The following is a 17257-nucleotide window of genomic DNA, read 5'->3' on the forward strand; positions in this document are numbered from 1 at the left end:
CAATCTTTTAAACTTCCATAATTTCTTTTTCTTTTGCAGCTAAAACTTTATCCACTTCAGCAATAAATTTATCAGTTGTTTTCTGGATATCTTCCTGATATTTACGAGATTCGTCCTCGGAAATATCACTTTTCTCCATTTTTTTGATGTCATCATTTGCATCACGACGAATGTTACGAATAGCGACCTTCGCTTCTTCACCGTTCTTTTTCGTCAACTTCACCAAGTCAGTTCTGCGCTCCTCCGTCAAAGCAGGAATGCTCAGACGAATGGTGTTGCCATCATTCGAAGGTGTCAAACCTAAATCGGATTTTTGTATAGCGCGCTCGATATCGGCCAAGGAAGATTTGTCCCAAGGCTGAATCATCAAGGTCCGGCTGTCAGGTGTATTGACATTCGCCAGCTGGTTGACTGGAGTCATTGCACCATAATACTCTACCTGCACACGGTCCAGTAAAGCTGGTGTCGCCCGTCCTGCACGCAAAGATGCAAGATCACGTTGCAATGCTTGGATTGCTTTTTGCATGCGCTCCTCAGCACTCTTTTTCACAGATTGTGGCATTAATTTACACTCCCTTTGACGATCGTACCAATTTTCTCACCCAGCACGACACGTTTAATGTTACCTTGCTCTGTAATAGCAAAGACAATCAACGGAATATTGTTATCCATGCACAACGAGGAAGCAGTAGAATCCATGACACCGAGATTTTTGTTGAGCACATCCAAATACGTAAGCTGCTCATATTTCTCAGCTGTGCTATCTTTAAACGGATCAGCAGAATATACGCCATCCACTTTATTTTTAGCCATCAGAATCACTTCCGCTTCAATCTCAGCGGCACGCAGTGCAGCTGTAGTATCAGTCGAGAAGAACGGATTACCTGTACCTGCTGCAAAAATTACAACCCGACCTTTTTCCAAATGACGGATAGCTCTACGGCGGATGTATGGTTCTGCAATCTGTTGCATCGCAATGGATGTTTGTACACGCGTAGGTACTTCAATCTGTTCCAAAGCATCCTGTAAGGCCAGTGAGTTCATCACTGTTGCCAGCATACCCATGTAATCTGCCGTGGCCCGGTCAATTCCGTTGGCACTTCCAGCAATACCACGCCAGATGTTACCGCCACCACACACGATAGCAACTTCTACTCCCAGTTCCACCACATCTTTGACTTGTTCAGCAATGGACGCAATCGTATCCGCATCAATACCGTAACCGTTAGGGCCTGACAGCGATTCACCACTAACTTTCAGGACAACACGCTTAAACACAGGTTTTTCCAAATGATCACCCTCCAATATCATTTATACTTTATGTAACAGGATAGGTGTCCTGTTGCAAGAAAAGGAACACTGATGTGTTCCATTTCCGTTTTTTTCATATGCAATTACCGTTCGTTGGTAATTATTGTTTCACTTGAGACATAACTTCTTCGTAGAAGTTGTCTTCTTTTTTCTCCAGACCTTCACCCAGTTCAAAACGAACAAAGCGACGCAGGGAGATGTTTTCGCCAATTGTACTGATTTTTTCGTTGATAAGCGTGGAGATTGTTTTGTCCGGATCTTTGATGAAAGATTGCTCCAGCAAACAGAACTCTTCATAGAACTTACCAATGCGGCCTTCAACCATTTTCTCAACGATTTTCTCTGGTTTACCTTCGTTCAGAGCTTGTGCTTTCAGGATTTCTTTTTCTTTTTCGATTTCTTCCTGTGGCACTTCTTCACGACGAACATAACGAGGGTTCGATGCAGCGATATGCATTGCAATGTCGCGTACAAAATCTCTGAACTGGTCTGTTTTAGCTACGAAGTCTGTTTCGCAGTTTACTTCTACCAGTACGCCGATACGGCCGCCAGCATGAATGTAGGATTCAACAACACCTTCAGTAGCAATACGACCAGCTTTGTTGGCTGCAGCTGCAAGTCCTTTTTCGCGCAGAACTTCAACCGCTTTTGTCAAATCACCGTTTGCTTCTTCAAGCGCTTTTTTACAATCCAGCATTCCTGCGCCTGTTTTTTCACGAAGCTCTTTTACTGCGCTAGCATTAACTGCCATATTATTTCCCTCCAAATTTGATTTTCAGTGGTATACCGTGCTTTATTCCTTAAAAAAAGGGTAGTGAGAGGTTATACACCTGCCAACCACCCTTTTCATTTAATTCATATAGGTATTTCCTAATGGAAATATTATGCTGTAGTTTCTTCGCCTTGGTTTGCTTCCATAACTGCATCAGCCATTTTACCTGTCAGCAATTTAACAGCGCGGATTGCGTCGTCATTACCTGGGATAACATAGTCGATTTCGTCTGGATCGCAGTTTGTATCAACGATACCAACGATTGGGATACCCAATTTGCGAGCTTCAGCAACCGCGATACGTTCTTTACGTGGATCAATGATGAACAGAGCACTTGGAAGGCCCTTCATGTTTTTGATACCGCCCAAGAATTTTTCAAGACGATCTTTTTCTTTGCGAAGAATGATAACTTCTTTTTTAGGAAGAACTGCGAATGTACCGTCTTCTTCCCAAGCTTCCAGTTGTTTCAAACGGTCAATACGTTTTTGAATCGTTTGGAAGTTAGTCAGCGTACCACCCAACCAACGTTGGTTAATGTAGAATTGACCAGCGCGTGCTGCTTCTTCTTTAACGGAATCTTGTGCTTGTTTCTTCGTGCCTACGAACAGAATTGTACCATTCTCAGCTGCAATGCTTTTTACGAAGTTGTAAGCTTCCTCAACCTTTTTCACTGTCTTTTGCAAGTCAATGATGTAAATACCGTTTCTTTCAGTGAAGATATAACGATCCATTTTCGGGTTCCAGCGACGTGTTTGGTGACCAAAGTGAACCCCAGCTTCCAAAAGCTGTTTCATGGAGATTACTGCCATCTTCACGCACCTCCTAAGTTTGGTTTTTTGTGTGTCCTCCGCCGACATCATTTTTCATAAAGACTTTCCATTAGAAAGCACCCTTTATAAAATTAACCGACGTGCGTTTTTAACACCGTCAATTAATATACCATAACACTTGCATCGTTGCAACCAACTTTTCGACAATAGTTGGAACAACGCAAAATGTGACGTTTTACGCCTCTCATCGAACTTGTCAGCAAGAATAAAAGCCGCCCACTTCCCAGTCTGGTCAGTTGGACGGCTTTTTCGTAATTTTAGTAATGATAGAACTGAAATCCTCACCCTTAGCAAACTGATAGGTACCAGTACGAATTTTGGTATTGATTTTTTGAGCCTTAGCTGCTGCCTCAAATGCACTAGCATCAGATACGACCCCTGCCCGTTGCAATCCTGATGCCACACTTCTCAAATTGCTTCCCGATGCAATGCTATACTGCACTTGTGGGGTGGCAGGCTGCTTGGGGATATTGGGAGTCGGTGTAGTGCCGGATCTTTGAGTTTGCGGCTTATTCGGACTTTGTGGAACCGATGTGCTAGTCGAAGGTTTAGACGCAGTCGAGGATGTGCTGTTTGCAGGTGCCTTTGGTGTTGCCGGCGTTTGAGCTGGTTTAGCCTTTTGGGGTGCAACCGGAGTTTTATTACCTTCCTTGATCACCTTATTACGCCATTCCTCTTCTGTCATTTTCGGATCAGAGCTGTCACTGATCTGAAGATTTAATTCGGCTGCTGCCTTTTCTAATTGCTCTCGCGTCATGTTTTTCGGGTCTGTGGAAGATTGCTGCGATTGTCCCTGACCGATCATTGCCAGTTGCAACAGCAATGCCCCCGTTATCAGACCAGTACCCATGCCTAGCATAAATGAACGGTTTTTGATCACGTTACATCCTCCCGCTCCGCGAGTTGCAATATGAGCTGTACTTCACCCCGTTGAATGCCTGATTGCTTGGCTATATAGTCCACTGACTTGCCTTGCTCATGCAGCGCAAACAACTCTTGATAACGATCACGGATGGACTCTGCTTCCTGCTCAGTTTCAGGGTCTTGTAATACCGTCTGCTCCTCCATAGTTATGAGGGGAGCTTCTGAACCAGAGTAGCCTTCCTGCACAGACATTCCAGGTTGCGGACTTTGAAATTGACCGTATGCAACCGCTGCCTGATGAGAAGTAGCTGTATGTTGTATTTCCTTAGATACAGGCTCGGTTTGCATAGAGACAGTAGCAAACATAGCCTGGTGCTCAAGCTCCACGATACGGCTCCGAAGCTCAGCTACTTGCTCCTGTAATGCCGCCTGTTTAACTGTATGCTCCTGCTTCATACCCGAAACGAGCTCAATCAACTCGTCATTATCGTTTTCAATATCGGCCATATATTGCTCCAATGTGGCCTCGACCTTTTGGACGACGGCCTCTTCTGTTCCCCGGCTTGGCTGACGCTTAGGCAGAAGCCAGGCGTAGACAACAGCTGCGGCGCCCAGCAGAACAATATAAATCCATGGTTGATCCACTGCCCATCGTCTCCTTTAATAACGCTTCTCCACCTGTCGGATCAGAGCGAAAAATCAATATGGTGTCCCTTGAACGGATGCTCTGCCGGATGCTCCTTAGGTAGCTCAGACTCATCTGAGCGGGAGCGGCTCTGCTGGGAAGAATCTCTGCTCTGCCCTCCTGTTTGCCGCTCACCGACGAATGTTTCCGCAGACTGGTCTACGGCACTGCTTCGCTGACGCATGTTTTCCGTCTCCAACGCGGCCTTTTGTCCAAGCAATGCTTGATCATTCATCGGCCGCTGCTGGGACTCACTTTGGTATTTTCCTGCTTCGCTGGTGCGAGGTACGGCAATTTGCAATTCAACAGCCTTCAAGCTCATTGGACCACACCCTTTCCGATTGGGCATCCGTTCCGTCTTCCAAGGAATACAATGTTGAATGTTGTTTTTCAGTGTGCCGAATTACACGTAGGAGGACATGCTGATGTCTCCTTCGTGATAATAAAACGCCATTCTTTCCACTGAATCTTTAATAAATTTTGTATATCTGCCGATAACTATTTTAGAGCCACCGTAAATCACATTTTTCACTTCTACCCGTGCGCGGCTTGTATCCTCTAATGTTCGTTCAATTTCAAGCATTCTGGACTTGGTTTCCAAAAGCTCCTGTTCATTAGACTTTTTAGTAGATGTCAGCTTGATTCGCATAGCCATTCTTTCAGGTGCAAGCTGTCCGGCGGCGGCAAGCTGATCCAATATGGTAAGAGCCTTATTCGTTTTATCCTGACTGTCTGTCTGCTGCTTCAAACGTGCGCGGAGTTCTGTCAGTTCATCGCGCAGTTCGGGAAGCACACCAACTTCGATAACAGTAGCTGTGGACATCGTATTACCGATGGTACGAGCCACTACCTTTTTACCAGCTTGTACACTGCCACCTACGATAAGCCCTTTGGTCCCCTCACAGAGTACATTTACACTCGCTTTAATCTGGGAATGCATGATGCTCTGGGATACAAGTATATCGCCTCCGGCAATCACGTTACCATCTTGTATGAATGAGCATTTGACATTTTGTGCAGCTTTCACGAACCCCTTATGGTATCCGATAATACCGCCACTGATTTCCACTGAACCTTCCGCCTCAATTTCAGCGCCTTCCACACCACCGATGACACGAATGTCGCCAGCCGCCCGAACACGAAAACCAGTCAAGACATTCCCACGAATGACGACGGTTCCAACAAAATCAATGTTACCGACACTATAATCGACGTCCCCGTTCACTTCATATACAGGGAATACATTAAGTTTGCCCTTTTCAGTCGTAGTCACCAGTCCGTCAATAGCCGCATACATCGCAACACCTTCTGGATGGATCACTACATTTTTTCCGACTTTAAAACGCGCCTCTTTACCTGGAAGAAAAGGAATTTCCTCTCCGGTTACAGCAATCCCCGGTACACCCGGCACAGGATCAACCCGTTCGGCAATCAGTTGACCACGTTTTACATTTCTTAAACGAGTTAATTCTTTATAATCCACCCGTCCATCCACGGTTTCAAGCGGCTTATGTGCATCTTCGCCAGTCACAATATCAGCCAGATTAATTTTTCCGTCTGTGCCATGGATCGGCTGCTTTCCCTGAGCAATCAGTAATTTTCCGAAGAAATGATCTTCCGGACTTGCCGCAAATACACGAATTGCATCGGTCATTAAACCGTAGGATATTTTTTGGTTGCTTAGAAAACGCTCTAATTCTTCCACAGAACAGGCAAAGCCTTCTTCACGTTTGGCAAACTCCAAGTAGGCGGTTTGTTTGTCAGGTGAGACAACCACTTTTAAAAACTGGTCCAAAGCATATTGCTTCTCCACAAGGGTGCTCCTTCCGTCTAACTGTTACTGTAACCTCCCGTACGTTAATCTTTACGCATTAGCAAATCCCGTTGTTTGTCCAATGTCGCTCTCAGACGTAATATTGCTTTGGAATGCAACTGTGAAATTCGCGATGGAGATAGCGACATGACCTCAGCGATTTCACTGAGTGACAAATCCTCGTAATACAATAAAGAAACAACGATACGTTCTTTTTCAGTCAATTTATCAATGCCTTGTGCAAGGGCATCACGAAGTGTAAATTCATTGACCTTATGATCCGGATTTTTCGCCTTCTCGTCCACCAAAAGGGAAAGCCGTGTTTCCGATTCCTCTTCGCGGATCGGGTCCTCCAGTGAGACAATCGACATAACGGCGACCTCCTGGATCATATTTTGAAACTCTTTCTCAGAAACGTCCAAATAATGACTCATCTCTTCGTCGCTTACCGTGCGTAGATATCTTTGTTCCAAATGCTGGTAGGCATCCTCGATTTTTTTCGCTTTTTCCCTAACTGAACGAGGAACCCAATCCCCTTGACGAAGACCATCCAAAATCGCTCCACGAACACGCCAAGAAGCATAGGTCTCAAACTGCAAGCCACGCTCATAGTCAAATTTCTCTAAAGCGTCAATCAAACCCATAACGCCATTACTCGCCAGGTCATCCTTGGATACATTTTTAGGCAATCCTACTGCAAGACGGCCTGACACATATTCCACAATATGGAGATACTTTTCAATTAACTGTTTTTTTGCTTCCTTGTCACCGTGTTCTTTCCATTGTTCCCATAGTTCGGAATGGTTTAAATGAGCGGCTTTTCGCTCGTTCATCGGCTTCACCCTCCTTATTTGTCTGTCAGGTGACGAACGGCCTTGGCCAATTCTTCAGGGTCCTTGTTGGAAACCAGCTTAGGTGGGTTTAAAGGTGCGAAACCATTATTCCCCTCGTCCGTCTGCTCTGGTTTCGGTTTCAGCAATTCATTCAGGTCTTCATTTTCGTCTGGTGTCGTCAGGTCCAGGTTACCCCCTACGCCATCTACCTGAGAGCTTGCCCGGCTTTGGGCATTCCCCAGATCTGGCCGCGCCACAACACCTAGTGTCCAGCGCAGCACAAATGCAAGTAGGAACCAAAAAACGAAGGCGATCAAGCCACGAATTAAGCTCGTGGTCAGCAGATTGCTGCCAACGGACAACACAAAAGTCAGAATAAATCCGACTACTCCAGACCAAAGATTAATGCGTAAGCTGCCAAATAACATGTTTATAATTCCTTTACACCTTTTTGTACGCTTCGAATATTCAAAACGCCAGTTTCAGAGTCCAACTCAATCGTTCGTCCATAATTGCCACCTGTGTCCTCCGCAATCAAAGGAATGCCGAGATCTACGAGCATTTCCTTGCATGATTCTACATTACGTGGACCAATCCGCATGGTGTCTCCACTACCAGCAAAGGCGAACATCTGCGCTCCCCCTGCCATTTTGGCAATCAGTCTGCGTCGTTCAGCACCCAATTTCAGCATCCGCTCAAATAACTCGGGCAGCGCCGTATCGGCGTATTTAGCAATATTCAGTTGCCCTTCACGTGCAATATCCGAGGATGGTAGCATCACATGTGCCATACCTGCCAATTTCAAATGAGGATCGTAGAGAGTCAATCCGACGCAGGAGCCAAGTCCTGTCGTGCGAATCGAGTTCGGGTTACTGGTAACATTTAAGTCAGCCATACCGACTTTAATGATGCTTTTATCCTCAATCATCGTTCATCGGGACTCCTAACGACCTAAAGATTTTCCCGAACGATTCTGGATCAGGAATCAGGAAAAATTGACCCTCTATCTGATTCTGCCCTTCCAGAAACGATGTGTCAATCAATAATGCAGCATCCCCCATCTGCCCAAACTGCAGCAGTCCATAGCTGAGAATTGCTCCTGCCATGTCCAACGCCAACGCAGGGACTGTTGGATACATAGATAAACGCGTAAAGTCTGCCAGCGAAGACAGGTATGAGCCCGCTAAAATGTTTCCGATCTCCGACAGGGCTGAGTGCTCCATTTCGTTAAAACTGTCCTCGTCATCTGAAGGAATATTCGCCAAACGGGAAAGTAAGCTTTTTGCCGCCTGAGGCTGCAATATGAAGAATAGATTCCCGGGGGCTTCCCCTTCTACCCTAAAAAATATTGCAACAACAAGTTGCTCATAGCCGCCGACTTTCTCGGCAATTTCCTCAAAGGGCAGCATTTGTACTTTGGGGACACCCATATCGACCGGTTTATTGAGAAGCCGGGAGAGCGCTGTAGCAGCGTTCCCCGAGCCAATGTTGCCGACTTCTTTCAACACATCCAACTTGAAGTCTTCAAGATTTCCGAGATTTTCCATATGTTAATCCTCTAAGCCTTCCAGTTGGTTCATCTCGCTACGATTCAGGACTTCGGACAAGTTCAGCATAATCAACAAGCGCTCTTCACCAATTTTAGCAACTCCGCGAAGGTATTTAGCCTTAACTCCGCCAATCACTTCCGGTGGTGTCTCGATATTGTCAGTATTCAGGTCAATAACGTCATTCGCTGAGTCAACGATAAAGCCGACTTGCATTTCACCCACTGCAACGATAATGATGCGAGTTTGATCGGTATATTCAGCTTCAGGCAATCCAAATCGGCCACGAAGATCAATAACCGGAATGACTACGCCTCTCATGTTGAATACGCCTTTAACAAAATCGTAGGTTCTTGGAACCCGTGTAATCGGCACCATGCGTTCAATAGATTGGACTTTTTCTACTTCAACACCGTATTCCTCTTCACCAAGCTTAAATACGATAACTTTAATTTCTTCTCCCATGTCTAAAAACCCTCCTTATTGATGTCAGCAACTTCACATTTCTTTCATTTCTGATGAAGACATTATTTAATGAAAACATTCGGGTCAATGATCAAAGCAACCTGACCGTCACCCAGAATCGTGGCGCCTGAAATTCCTTGGATGTTTGGAAGGTATTTGCCCAGATTTTTAAGGACAATTTCACTTTGCCCCAAAAAGTCCTGTACGGAAAGAGCTGCCAGACGGTCTCCCTTGCGGATGACCACGACCTCTGTCTCTTCTTCTTCATCTTCATTGAAGTCCGGTACCTCAAACAGCTGACTCAAGGAGATGAGCGGGATATGAGAATCGCGGAAAGCAATCATTTTATTGCCATGTACAGAACGAATTTGTGTCCGTTTGACGATCGCAGTTTCCACAATGGAGGACAATGGAATCGCATATTTTTCAGAACCGATCTGTATCATCATGGCTGCAATAATGGATAGGGTCAGCGGCAATTGCACAGAGAAATTAGTGCCTTGGCCCAGTGTAGAGTGAACCGTAACATTGCCACCCAAAGCGGTGATTTTGGATTTAACAACGTCCAAACCGACACCGCGTCCTGATACGTCTGAAATGACTGCAGCTGTGCTAAAGCCCGGAGCAAACAATACCTGATAGGCTTCCTCGTCGGTCATGACCGCTGCCTGCTCTGCCGTCAAAATCCCTTTAGAAATAGCACTGTTTAGTACCTTATCGCGATTAATACCATTTCCGTCATCTTCAATCTCGATGAATACGTTATTTCCGCTATGGAAAGCACGCAAGTTAACCGTTCCTGTCTCAGGTTTACCAGCTGCTATCCGATCGGCTACCGACTCAATGCCATGATCCACGGAGTTACGAAGCAAATGCACCAGAGGATCGCCAATTTCGTCGATAACAGTGCGGTCCATTTCAGTCTCTGCTCCAGTAATAACCAAATCAAGTTTTTTATCCAGCGATTTGGCCAGATCGCGCACCATACGCGGAAAACGATTGAAAACAGTATCTACTGGTACCATCCGCAATTTAAGAACGACGTTTTGCAAATCGCTGCTCACACGACTCATGTGCTCTACGGTTTCTGTCAGTGCTGGATTGGAAGCTTCACTTGCCAACTGCTCTAACCGCACACGGTCAATAAGCAACTCGCTAAATAAGTTCATAAGTACATCCAGACGTTCAATATCTACACGAATCGTACGGTTATGCGTAGGCGCAGCTGCCTTAGCTGCTGGCGCCTTACCTGCAGCTGGCTTAGCCACAGAGGCCGCAGCTGGAGACTGCGGCTGGGAAGGAGCAGGTGGTTGCACGGCAACAGGAGCTTCCTGTACTACAGCAGTCTCAGCCAGTCCAGCAGTAACTTCGCTCATTTGTTTAAGCGATTCCTGATCTAGTTGTACCACTGAGACAGTCTCAATTTCAGAGATACCCGCGATTTCCTTTTCCAGCTCCCCAACTTCTTTCTGCGTTATGTAATATAACGAGAAGCTTTGCTCGAATTTCTCCTGCTCAATATCCTGTACCGACGGATAGGCCTTGACGATTTCACCAGAGTTTTCCAGCGTATTGAACACCATAAAAGCACGTGCCGCCTTCAACTGGCTCTCTGAGCTGATTGTTACCTGTATATAGTGAACACGATGTCCTTCAGAAATAGATTGCTCCAGTACAGAATACTGGAACTGATCCAAGACAAGCCCAGCACTATCGTTTTTGTCCACTTTTTTAGATGGAGACTCCTCAGTGGCAGCATTTGCGCCAGACTTTTGGAAATCCCCGCTCACGATGGATTGTAGTGAAGATACAATAGAGGAGACATCCGCTTTTCCGTCGCCTCCCTCTGTAATGTGCTGCACCATGGACTCCAAAGCATCCAATCCTTTAAATAAGGTATCGAATATAAATTCATGCATCGCCAGCTTGTTGTTACGTACCAGATCAAGAACGTTTTCCATTTGGTGAGTGAGCGATGCTAGGTCTTCAAACCCCATCGTAGCAGCCATTCCCTTGAGGGTATGGGCAGAACGGAAAATCACCTGAACGATGCCTAGATCGGTTGGATTGCTTTCCAGTTGAAGCATTTTTTCGTTAAGAGATTGCAGATGATCATTCGACTCATCAATAAACATGTTTAAATATTGGTTCATGTCCATTGTGAGACACCTCCTCCATGAGTTACACTCCGATTATTTCACAACTTGTACAAGCTTGGGGGCGATCTCCTGCATTGGCAGAAGGTGACGCACACATTTTAACTCTACTGCTGAGCGGGGCATTCCGTACACTACACAAGTTTCCTCATTTTCAGCAAATGTGGATTGTACCCCAGCATCATAAAGCTTTTTCATCATTTTGGCCCCGTCGCTCCCCATTCCAGTGAGCAATACTAGATGCCGCTCCAACGAGGTTAACGAGAGCAACGATTCAAACATCGTATCTACGGAAGGACGGTGACCATTGCGAGCTTCCTCCATCTTCAGTGACACAGTGTATTTACCACCGGCTCCTGGCACAATTCTTAGTTGATATCCCCCTGGGGCAATGTAGGCCGTTCCAGTCTCCAGCGTCATTCCCTGCTCAGCCTCCACAACTCGGAGTGGACTTAACGTGTTTAAGCGTTGTGCCAGCGAACGAGTGAAGTTTGGCGGCATATGCTGAACGATAACGATTGGAGCAGGAAAATCACCAGGAATGCGTTCCAACAGCGTCTTGAGCGCCCGCGGACCGCCCGTAGAACATCCCACCGCCACCAGTTTGCGAAAGCTGGACGTGTGCACACCTTTTTTAAGAGAAAATCCCTTAGGTGTGGCAGGAACTGTAGGTGCAGTTACTGGAGGCGTAGCAGCCGCAGGAGTAGGCGTAGCTGATGAAATCACCGTCTTACGGGGCTCCGGCTTAACCAGCCCTGCTTTATCCTTACCATGCAGCGATTTGCCAGCGGCCGTATTAGAACTGTTTAGTTGCCCTGGTGTTCGTCCCATCCCCTTGGACAAGTCTTCCTTCTTCTGAACAGTAGGTGCTTGGACTGACTTGCTTGGCTGAGCACCTGGCTGTTCTATGCGCCCCGCTGTAACAGATGTTCCAGACTGTTGTCGTTTAGTTTCCTGCTTGGCTGTTGCCGGGACGGACTTGCCCGCATCACGCTTCGGCTGAGCTGATACAGCAGGTGAAGGAGCAAGCGGAACAACAGGAGGCTTGTCTGTCGAAGCTTGACTGCCTGTTCGTTTCTCAGTCACAGCCTGTCCTGGAGGCTTTTCCTGTGGCGTTTTCTCCGCTTGTTCCAATGCAGCTTTGCGCTCATTAGCTTCCTTGCGTTCCAGGCGGCTCCGCACTGCTTGCATAGCAGTGTGCATCTGTTCCAGCAGCGCCTTGCTCACTTGCTCAATATCTTGCGCATGAGCAATGGAAGGCTTTCTTATAAAATCGAAAGCTCCTGCCTCCAGAGCCATGATGGTCTCCTTCATACCTTGTTCATTAATGCCTGACAGCATAATAACAGGTAGCGGATGGGCTGCCATAATCAATGGCAATGCTTCAAGACCATTCATTTCAGGCATCTCGACATCCATGGTGACCAAATCGGGCTGCAATTCCTTCACTTTCTCTACAGCCTCTTTGCCATTGGCGGCTGTACCTACGATGTTGAACGACTCATCCCTTACAATTAAATCTGTAATAATTTTGCGCATAAAGGCCGAATCATCTACAACCAGCACCTGGTAAGCACACATGTTAAACACCTCTGTTTCCTCTCATCAAAATCAATGTACAGAACGCCGCAACCATTTTTGCATAAACCCTTTAATTCCACTCAATGCACCTGATTGCGGAATCTGTGGCATTGCTGCAAAACGGTGTGCCAGATTCAATACATCTCTTGAAGCCGCACATCCCGGAAAAGCAACCATAAAAGGTACTTGCCTTTTGACTGCTTGCATGACATGAGTATCATCACTGATATGTCCAAGCAACGGGATTTCGATCTCCAAAAAGCGTTTCGCAACCAGTGCGATCTTATCGGCAACTTGACGGGCCTCATTATCGTTATCGGCACGATTGACTATAATTTTGAATACCGTATCCTTTTGTAACCCGCTGACGACTTTAATTAGCGCATACGCATCTGTTAAGGACGTCGGTTCCGGTGTGGTTACGACCAGGCATTCGTCAGCTGAAGTGATGAATTTAAGGTTTTCTTTGGATAAACCTGCACCTGTATCAAATAGAATGTAATCCATATCTGCCGCCATTTTCTCTACTTCTTCGGCAAAATAATTCAGATCGTTATCCGATAACGTAAACAATTCGCTCAAGCCCGATCCTCCAGCAATATAAGGCAAACCACCTACACCCGTTTGAATAATTTCATCAATTGATTTCTCACGTTTTAGCAGGTGAAGAAGATTGTATTGTGAATTGGCTCCCATTAATACATCAATATTGGCCATACCTATATCAGCATCAAACACAAGTACCTTTCGACCAAAGGATTGCAGAGCCAGAGCAAAGTTCAGCGTGAAATTGGATTTGCCCACCCCGCCTTTACCACTGGTGATCGTTATAATTTTTGCTTGACGATTACGTGGGGGCAATCGATATTTATCCAAGGAAGAAGCCATTTGTCTAAGTGATTGGGCTTGGTCACTCATATGGAATCTCCGTTAACTCCTGTTGATGCTTTGGGTCCAAGCAGCATGCTTGTCACCATTTCTGTATCGGGATGAAGCAGGTCGTCAGGAACATTTTGTCCATTGGTAATATAGGCCAGCTGCATCGGAAAATGATGCAAAAGGTTAAACATCCCACCACAGCTACCTGTCTCGTCCATCTTAGTAAATACAACCTTACCAAGACCAAACTTGCTGAAATGTCCAGTTATATTGAGCATATCTTTACTTTTGGATGTCAGACTGAGTACCAGATACGTCTCACTTTCATTAATAGGCGAGAGCAGACTTTGCAGTTCCGAAACAAGTAATTCATTACGATAATTTCGTCCTGCGGTATCCATGAGGATCAGGTCACAATGTTCCAGACGTTGAATGGCTCTGTGGACGTCACCAGGAGATTGCACAACTTCAAGCGGTACATTCAAAATCGTAGCATATGTACGCAGTTGCTCGACGGCTGAAATCCGGTACGTGTCAGAAGTAATAAATCCAACTTTGCGATGATGCTTAAACAACTGCTCTGCTGCTAACTTGGCAATGGTTGTCGTTTTCCCTACTCCGGTAGGACCTGCCACATACACAATTTTGGTATCTTTAGAGATCCCTTTGTCCAGTCTTGTCTGAATAAAACTGGCCACTTCCTCACGAAAGGCTTGTTCCCAATCAAAAGTTTCAGGCGCAAAAGGGTGCTCACTCCGACGCACATATACCTGTTCGAGCCAATACTCCAGTAAATCACGTTCCACTTCCTGCTCCAGTACACGCTCACAAATCTCTTGCAACGGCTCCGGCCAAGTACTTTCCAATGAAGAATTTCGGGAAAACCGAGTCATCATGGCTTTCATTTCCCGCAATTCATTAAGCAGAGCCTGATTTTCTTCTACTCCGCTCTTATCTGGAGCACTTACTTCAATGGGCTGTTTAAACAGTTCACTGGATGATTTCATGTTCGAAAGCAATGCTTCATGATCAAGTGCTTGAGATATAGTCTCCAGATTATTTGCAGACCTAGATGACAAATGCTCAGTTGCTGAAGCAGCTTGTTCTTCATTAATCGTTAATTCAGCTTGTTCTTCTTTGGAACCACCCGTCATCTGCGTTACCCGTCGATAAGCTTCTGGAGCAGCTTGTCTGGGAACCACAGGCATAAATGATTTTTCTGGCTGTTCAGGAGCGTTCATTAGAGGTGAAGCCGCCTGGGCAAGTTCTTGTGAAGAGGGTCCAAACCGTCGTGGCTTTTGAGGTTGCTTCTCCTCTACCGCAGCAACCACTTCGATTTTCTTTTTACTGAACATTCCCATGAAACCGCCGACCTTCATTTCTTTTGTACTTAAAATGACGGCGTCTGTTCCTAAGTCACCCCTGATTTGCAGCATAGCTTCTGGCATGGTATCCACTACATATCGTTTCACTCTCATAAGTTCACCACCCCGACACTTTGAATTTCAACGTTCGGCTCCAGCTCACTGTACGACAGCACCGGGACATCCTGCATCGTCCGCTCCATCACTTGCCGCAAATACATACGAATTGTCGGTGACGTTAACACAATAGGCTGCTGTCCAGATTGAATAAGGCGGTTGATTTGCTCCATCATTCTTTGATACACCGTTTGCGTAGACACTGGATCAAGAGCCAAGTAGCTACCTTGCTCCGACTGTTGCACGCTTTCAGCAATTTTCTTCTCCAATCCTGGTCCCACTGTAATAACGCGTAACGTCTCCCCTTGTTGGGCAAATTGCTGCGTAATCTGGCGGGACAACGCCTGACGGACATATTCAGTCAGCACGTCGGGATCTTTTGTATAAGTGCCGTAGTCAGCTAATGTTTCGAAAATAGTCACCATATCGCGAATGGAGATTTTTTCTTTCAACAGCTTGGCCAGCACTTTTTGTACATCCCCAATCGCAAGCACAGAAGGAATAAGGTCGTCCACCAGCACTGGATAATTCTCTTTGAGATTGTCGACCAGCGACCGTGTTTCCTGTCTGCCAAGCAACTCATGAGCATGTTTCTTGATCGTCTCCGTAAGATGAGTAGCTACAACTGAAGGTGGATCAACTACGGTATAACCCGATAGTTCCGCAACATCCTTGGTGTTCTCATCAATCCAGAGCGCAGGCAATCCGAAGGCTGGTTCCGTCGTTTCGATTCCTGTAATAGAATCATCGTCGTATCCTGGACTCATAGCCAGGTAATGATTTAACAGAAGCTCTCCGCCGCCCACGGTATTACCTTTAATTTTAATTACATACTCGTTAGGCTTGAGCTGAATGTTGTCCCGAATACGAATGACCGGCACAACCAAACCCAGTTCCAAAGCACATTGACGACGGATCATAATAATCCGATCTAATAAATCCCCGCCCTGCTGTGTATCCGCCAGCGGAATTAACCCGTATCCAAATTCAAATTCAATTGGATCTACTTGAAGCAGATTAATGACACTTTCCGGACTACGGACTTCTTCAATTTGTTGCTCCTCTTCCAGCTGTTCATCGGCTATCTGCTTGCGCTCCATATTGCCCTGCATTCTTCGAGCCGCGAAAAACAGCAGTATCGCCAGTGGAAGAGTTGTAATGATATGAATAGGTGTGAAAAGTCCCAATAATGCAATTGTGGCTGCCACAATGTAGATCAGTTTTGGATAAGAAAAGAGCTGTCCAGTTAAATCCTCCGCCAAGTTGCCATCCGACGTAGCCCGCGTAACAATCAAGCCTGACGCCGTCGATATGAGCAGTGCGGGAATCTGGCTGACCAGTCCGTCACCGATGGTGAGGACAGAATAAGTCGACAGCGCCTCTTGAAATCCTTTTCCCTGAACGGCCATACCGATAATAAAGCCACCGACCAAGTTAATGATCAAAATGATAATACTAGCAATGGCATCACCTTTAACGAATTTACTCGCACCATCCATCGCTCCGTAAAAATCTGCTTCCCGTTCGATTTTACTGCGTCGTTCACGGGCTTGCTGCTCATTGATCAAACCTGCATTCAGATCAGCATCAATACTCATTTGTTTACCCGGCATCGCATCCAACGTAAAGCGTGCGCCTACCTCAGCAACCCGCTCAGATCCCTTGGTGATAACAATGAACTGTACGACCACGAGAATGAGAAAGACAACAAAACCGACGGCAATTTGCCCTCCTGCAATCCAACTACCAAACGTAGCAACTACTTCCCCTGCATGGCCCTCTCCTAAAATAAGTTTGGTTGTAGAAATATTAAGTGCCAATCGAAACAACGTTGTAATGAGCAACAATGAAGGGAAAATAGAGAACTGTAATGCTTCCTTCGTGTTCATAGAAACGAGTAGAATCATCAAAGCAATAGAAATATTAATGACGAGTAGGATATCCAGCAGCCATGATGGGATCGGGAGAATCATCATAAGAACGATACCGATGACGCCTGCAAGGACAGTTATTTCTTTTATTTTCACGGGTCTCTAGCCC

At 46.0% G+C, this 17257-nt stretch carries 18 protein-coding genes; all 18 read right to left on the reverse strand.

Annotation, left to right across the window (positions count from 1 at the left end; genetic code table 11):
* Positions 1-7: 7 nt before the first annotated feature.
* The 18 genes from frr to flhA all read right to left on the reverse strand — a co-directional run bounded on the left by frr (position 8) and on the right by flhA (position 17244).
* Complete coding sequence (gene frr, locus BM358_RS01325; RefSeq protein ID WP_023988209.1) at positions 8-562, reverse strand: ribosome recycling factor; 555 nt, start codon at positions 560-562, stop codon at positions 8-10.
* On the reverse strand, positions 562-1290 hold the full coding sequence (pyrH, locus tag BM358_RS01330) for a UMP kinase (RefSeq protein WP_013309918.1): 729 nt from the start codon (positions 1288-1290) through the stop codon (positions 562-564). Before pyrH ends, frr begins: the two co-directional genes overlap by 1 nt.
* A gap of 121 nt (positions 1291-1411) precedes the next feature.
* Complete coding sequence (gene tsf, locus BM358_RS01335) at positions 1412-2062, reverse strand: translation elongation factor Ts (RefSeq protein WP_013309917.1); 651 nt, start codon at positions 2060-2062, stop codon at positions 1412-1414.
* A 131-nt stretch (positions 2063-2193) separates the two neighbouring features.
* Positions 2194-2892 carry a 30S ribosomal protein S2 gene (gene rpsB / locus BM358_RS01340; protein WP_013309916.1) on the reverse strand — a complete coding sequence of 233 codons (699 nt, stop codon included), beginning with the start codon at positions 2890-2892 and terminating at the stop codon, positions 2194-2196.
* Positions 2893-3145: 253 nt separating this feature from the next.
* Positions 3146-3793: an endolytic transglycosylase MltG gene (locus tag BM358_RS01345; protein ID WP_028542717.1), complete on the reverse strand. Its 648-nt coding sequence runs from the start codon at positions 3791-3793 to the stop codon at positions 3146-3148.
* Positions 3790-4422 (reverse strand): hypothetical protein, encoded by a 633-nt coding sequence (locus BM358_RS01350; RefSeq protein WP_023988207.1) that lies wholly within the window; start codon positions 4420-4422, stop codon positions 3790-3792. Before BM358_RS01350 ends, BM358_RS01345 begins: the two co-directional genes overlap by 4 nt.
* A gap of 41 nt (positions 4423-4463) precedes the next feature.
* A complete protein-coding gene (locus BM358_RS01355) occupies positions 4464-4784 on the reverse strand; it encodes a hypothetical protein (RefSeq protein ID WP_023988206.1) in 321 nt (106 codons plus the stop codon).
* A gap of 81 nt (positions 4785-4865) precedes the next feature.
* Positions 4866-6275 carry a DUF342 domain-containing protein gene (locus tag BM358_RS01360; protein WP_023988205.1) on the reverse strand — a complete coding sequence of 470 codons (1410 nt, stop codon included), beginning with the start codon at positions 6273-6275 and terminating at the stop codon, positions 4866-4868.
* Between the two features lie 44 nt (positions 6276-6319).
* A complete protein-coding gene (locus BM358_RS01365; protein ID WP_013309911.1) occupies positions 6320-7108 on the reverse strand; it encodes a FliA/WhiG family RNA polymerase sigma factor in 789 nt (262 codons plus the stop codon).
* 14 nt (positions 7109-7122) lie between these two features.
* Complete coding sequence (locus BM358_RS01370) at positions 7123-7536, reverse strand: hypothetical protein (protein WP_013309910.1); 414 nt, start codon at positions 7534-7536, stop codon at positions 7123-7125.
* A 2-nt stretch (positions 7537-7538) separates the two neighbouring features.
* Positions 7539-8036 (reverse strand): chemotaxis protein CheD, encoded by a 498-nt coding sequence (locus BM358_RS01375; protein WP_010346358.1) that lies wholly within the window; start codon positions 8034-8036, stop codon positions 7539-7541.
* Entirely contained in the window at positions 8029-8655 is a 627-nt protein-coding gene (locus BM358_RS01380; RefSeq protein WP_023988204.1) for a chemotaxis protein CheC, read from the reverse strand. The genes BM358_RS01375 and BM358_RS01380 overlap by 8 nt, the downstream gene beginning before the upstream one ends.
* A gap of 3 nt (positions 8656-8658) precedes the next feature.
* Positions 8659-9120, reverse strand: coding sequence for a chemotaxis protein CheW (locus tag BM358_RS01385; RefSeq protein ID WP_007430046.1), 462 nt, complete (start codon positions 9118-9120; stop codon positions 8659-8661).
* Between the two features lie 62 nt (positions 9121-9182).
* Entirely contained in the window at positions 9183-11279 is a 2097-nt protein-coding gene (locus tag BM358_RS01390) for a chemotaxis protein CheA (protein WP_028542718.1), read from the reverse strand.
* A gap of 33 nt (positions 11280-11312) precedes the next feature.
* Positions 11313-12857 carry a chemotaxis protein CheB gene (locus BM358_RS01395; RefSeq protein WP_028542719.1) on the reverse strand — a complete coding sequence of 515 codons (1545 nt, stop codon included), beginning with the start codon at positions 12855-12857 and terminating at the stop codon, positions 11313-11315.
* A 30-nt stretch (positions 12858-12887) separates the two neighbouring features.
* On the reverse strand, positions 12888-13775 hold the full coding sequence (locus BM358_RS01400; RefSeq protein ID WP_023988201.1) for a MinD/ParA family protein: 888 nt from the start codon (positions 13773-13775) through the stop codon (positions 12888-12890).
* Positions 13772-15214, reverse strand: a complete 1443-nt coding sequence (gene flhF, locus BM358_RS01405) for a flagellar biosynthesis GTPase FlhF (protein WP_028542720.1) — start codon at positions 15212-15214, stop codon at positions 13772-13774. Before flhF ends, BM358_RS01400 begins: the two co-directional genes overlap by 4 nt.
* Positions 15211-17244 (reverse strand): flagellar biosynthesis protein FlhA, encoded by a 2034-nt coding sequence (gene flhA, locus BM358_RS01410; RefSeq protein ID WP_016820963.1) that lies wholly within the window; start codon positions 17242-17244, stop codon positions 15211-15213. Before flhA ends, flhF begins: the two co-directional genes overlap by 4 nt.
* Between the last annotated feature and the right edge of the window lie 13 nt (positions 17245-17257).

The organism is Paenibacillus sp. cl130 (assembly GCF_900116035.1).
Lineage (GTDB): Bacteria > Bacillota > Bacilli > Paenibacillales > Paenibacillaceae > Paenibacillus > Paenibacillus polymyxa_B.